Source organism: Streptomyces sp. NPDC046215 (genome assembly GCF_040646215.1).
Taxonomy (GTDB): Bacteria; Actinomycetota; Actinomycetes; order Streptomycetales; family Streptomycetaceae; genus Streptomyces; species Streptomyces stramineus.
Genome location: NZ_JBEYZW010000171.1, coordinates 1 through 4,423 on the forward strand (window position 1 = coordinate 1; position 4,423 = coordinate 4,423).

The 4,423-nt window shown below is 66.4% G+C and carries 1 protein-coding gene and 1 pseudogene; both read left to right on the top strand.

All coding sequences use genetic code 11. The annotated features are described in order from the left end of the window. Positions 1–89: 89 nt before the first annotated feature. Positions 90–1,829: pseudogene (locus tag ABZ951_RS33525) on the top strand (beta-ketoacyl synthase N-terminal-like domain-containing protein); the annotation flags it as partial. 30 nt (positions 1,830–1,859) lie between these two features. Then, a partial coding sequence (locus ABZ951_RS33530; RefSeq protein ID WP_361281732.1) for a type I polyketide synthase occupies positions 1,860–4,423 on the top strand: 2,564 nt, incomplete at its 3' end.

The following is a 4,423-nucleotide window of genomic DNA, read 5'->3' on the forward strand; positions in this document are numbered from 1 at the left end:
CCACCACACCCACCACACCCTGGACACCCCACGGCACCATCCTCATCACCGGCGCCACCGGCGCCCTCGCCACCCACATCGCCCACTGGATCAACCAACACCACCCCCACTGCCACCTCCTCCTCACCACCCGCCAAAACCCCCACCCACCACACACACAACAACTCCAACAACAACCCATCATCTGCGACATCACCGATAAAGAAGCCCTCACCCGCCTCCTTAACACCATCCCCTCCGAACACCCCCTCACCACCGTCATCCACACAGAGGAGTCCAACGCTCCCGTATTGCTGTCCCGCTGCAACCCAACGGATCTTGTCGCGGCCACCGCCCCCAAGGCCGTAGCCGCCGGAAACCTGCATGAGCTTCTGCGCGACCACGCATCCCTTGAGCAATTCATCTTGTTTTCTTCCAGTGCCGCTGTTTGGGGAGCCGTCGGTCATGGTGCCCATGCCGCCGCCAACGCCTACCTAGACGCCCTCGCCACCCACCGCCACACCCAAGGACTCCCCGCCACCTCCATCGCCTGGGGGCCATGGGAGGGAAACGCCGACGGCGGCATGTCGGACGCCGGAGTCGTCGACCACATGCGGCGACACGGGCTGACGCCCATGCCGGCCGATCTCGCCCTCGCCGCGCTTGAACAGGCCGTCAGCCAGGACCAGCCGAACCTTGTCGTCGCGGACGTCGACTGGGCGGCATTCGTCCCGGCTTACGGATCGAACTCCACGTCCTGTTTTCAATCAATCCCGGAAGCCCAAGCAGCCACCCCTGCCTACGATTCTCCTCCCCCCACGCTGGCGAAGTTTCGCGATCAGCTCACCCACCAGAGTCCAAGCGAGCAATATGAGATGCTCCTTCGCCTGGTACGAACTCACGCTGCTGCTGCTCTCGGTCATCATGAAGCGCACGAGATCGCGACGGACCGCGCATTCAAGGAACTGGGTTTCAACTCCCTCACCGCAGTCCGACTGCGCAACCGCCTTGCCACCGCCACCGAACTCCCTCTTCCTGCCTCGCTGGCCTTCGATCACCCCACGCCCGAGGCACTTGCCCGCCACCTCCAGACTCTGGCAGTCGGCACACCCACTGAACCAGCCATCCACCTCCCGAGTGCGCCTGTCACCGACGACGACCCCATCGCCATCGTCGGAATGGCATGTCGGTACCCGGGTGAAGTGGCATCGGCCGAACAGCTATGGGAACTCGTAGCTGCCGGCGAAGACGCGATCTCCGGATTCCCGGTCAACCGTGAGTGGGACATTGAGCGGCTTTATGATCCGGACCCTGATCGCCCCCATACTTGTTACACTCGGCACGGAGGATTCCTCCACAGTGCCGGCGAATTCGACGCGGACTTTTTCGGGATCAGCCCACGCGAAGTACTCGCTACCGACCCTCAACACCGATTGCTTCTGGAAACCTCCTGGGAGGCTTTCGAGCGGGCAAGCATCGCCCCCGGCAATCTGCGCGGCAGTCAAATCGGAGTCTTTGCGGGACTGATCTATCACGATTACGCGTCTCGCTTCTCGATCGCCCCGGACGGCTTCGAGGGCTATATGGGCAATGGGAGCGCGGGGAGCATCGCGTCAGGCCGCATCGCTTATACCTTCGGCTTCGAAGGCCCGGCGGTCACAGTGGACACAGCCTGCTCGTCGTCGTTGGTCGCCTTGCATCTGGCCTGTCAGGCCCTGCGAGCCGGAGAGTGCTCCATGGCCCTGGCCGGCGGCGTCACCGTCATGTCCACCCCCGAAGCCTTCGTGGAGTTTTCGCGGCAGCGGGGGTTGTCGCCTGATGGTCGGTGTAAGGCGTTTTCGGCTTCGGCGGACGGTACGGGGTGGGGTGAGGGTGTGGGGATGCTGCTGGTGGAGCGGCTTTCCGATGCTCGCCGGAACGGGCATCGGGTGTTGGCGGTGGTGCGGGGGTCGGCGGTCAATCAGGACGGGGCGAGCAATGGTCTGACGGCGCCGAATGGTCCGTCGCAGCAGCGGGTGATCCGCCAGGCGCTGGCCAATGCTCGTCTCTCTCCTGGTGATGTGGATGCGGTGGAGGGGCACGGGACGGGGACCGTGCTGGGTGATCCGATCGAGGCGCAGGCTCTCCTCGCTACCTATGGGCAGGGGCGGCCGGAGGGGCGGCCGCTGTGGCTGGGGTCGCTGAAGTCGAACATCGGGCATGCGCAGGCGGCTGCGGGTGTGGGCGGTGTGATCAAGATGGTGATGGCGCTGCGGCACGGGCAGTTGCCTGCCACGCTGCATGTGGATGAGCCGTCGCCGCATGTGGACTGGGATGCGGGCGCGGTGCGGCTGCTGACGGAGGCGGTGCCGTGGCCGGAGACGGACGGGCGGCTACGGCGGGCGGGGGTGTCCTCGTTCGGGGTCAGCGGTACGAACGCGCACGTCATCATCGAGGAAGCGCCGGCGGTCGAGGACGAAGCCGGCGCGGCCGACGTGGCCGGGCCGGACCAAGACGACGATGAAGCCGCCAAGCCCTTGCCGATGCCGTTCCCGTGGCCGGTGTCAGCGAAGTCGGACAGTGCTCTGCGGGCGCAGGCAGGGCAACTGCGCCGTTGGCTCACTGGCCGTTCTGATGTGGCGTTGGCGGATGTGGGGTTCTCGCTGGCGTCGGGCCGGTCGGTATTCGAGCGGCGGGCAGTCGTGCTCGCCGGGGACCGGGACGGATTCCTGGCCGGGCTGTCGGCCCTGGCAGCCGGTGAAGAGCATCCCTCCGTGATCCGGGGCACGGGCAGCGGGGGGAAGCTGGCTTTCGTATGTGCGGGGCAGGGCACCCAGTACCCCGGCATGGGACACGGCCTCTACCAGGCATTCCCCGCCTTCGCCCAGGCCATGGACGAAGCCTGCGCCCACCTCGACCCCCACCTTGACCACCCCCTGCTCGACGTCCTCTTCCCGTCACCGGAGAGTGATCTCGGATCGCTGATCCACCGGACGCTGTTCACCCAGCCGGCGCTGTTCGCCTTGCAGTACGCCCTGCACGCGCTGCTGACCAAGCAGTTCGGGGTACGCCCCGACTGCGTGGCCGGGCACTCCCTCGGAGAGATCACCGCCGCCCACCTCGCCGGAATCCTCACCCTGCCCGACGCCGCACTCCTGGTTACCACGCGGGCCCGGCTCATGGACACCCTCCCCACCACCGGGGCCATGACCGCCCTCCAGGCCACCCCCGACGAAGTACATCCCCTGATCGAAGACCATGCCGGTCAGGTATCAGTCGCCGCGGTCAACAGTCCCACCTCACTCGTCATCTCCGGCGACCGCGACACAGTCGACACCGTCACCGCCCACTTCCAGGACATGGGCCGCAAGACCACCGCCCTGCAGACCAGCGGTGCCTTCCACTCCCCCCACCTCGATGCCTTGCTGTCGGAGCTGGCCGCTACCGCCGAAACCCTCACCTACCAACCGCCCCGCATTCCCCTCATCACCGCCACCGCCGACCCGGGGGACGAGCTCCTCACCCCCCACTACTGGGCCCACCAAGCCCGCCACCACGTCGACTACCAACAGATCACCCACAACCTCCACACCCACGGCACCACCACCTACCTCGAACTCGGACCCGACAACACCCTCACCACCCTCACTCACCACAACCTCCCCCATCACACACCCAACACCCACCCCCTCCTCCACCCCGACCACAACGACACCACCCAGCTCCTCACCACCCTGGCCCACGCCCACACCGCCCAGGCCGTCGACTGGACAACGCACTACACCCGCCACGCCCCTCGCCCCCAGCGCATTGACCTGCCTACTTACCCGTTCCAACGCCAACGCTTCTGGCTCACCTCAACGCCGGACAATGAGGCAGCACAGAAGCCGTCCGTCGGGGCGTTGGGTGAGATCGAGGCCCGGTTCTGGGAGACAGTCGAAGAACAAGATGCCCAAGCCCTCGCCACCACCCTTGACGTCCAGGCCGACGCATCCCTCGACACTCTTCTGCCGGCGCTGTCCGCCTGGCACCAGCAACAACGCGACCAGAACACCATCAACACCTGGACCTACCGCGAAACCTGGAAACCCCACACCCCCACCACCGGGGCAGTGCTAACGGGAACCTGGCTAATCCCCCTCCCCGCCAACCACACCGACCACCCCCTCATCACCGCCGTCCTCAACACCCTCCACCAACACGGCGCACACACCCTCCCCCTCCCCCTCGACCACACCCACACCACCCCGCAAACCCTCACCCCACACCTCAACCACACCCTCACCAGCACCACGGATGTCTCAGGGGTGCTCTCCCTCCTCGCTCTCGATGAGACCCCTCACCCCGACCACCCCGCCGTACCTACCGGGACCGCGCTCACCCTCGCCCTCATCCAAACCCTCACCACCCACCCCCACCTCACCGCACCCCTCTGGTGCGCCACCCACAACGCCGTCTCCACCCA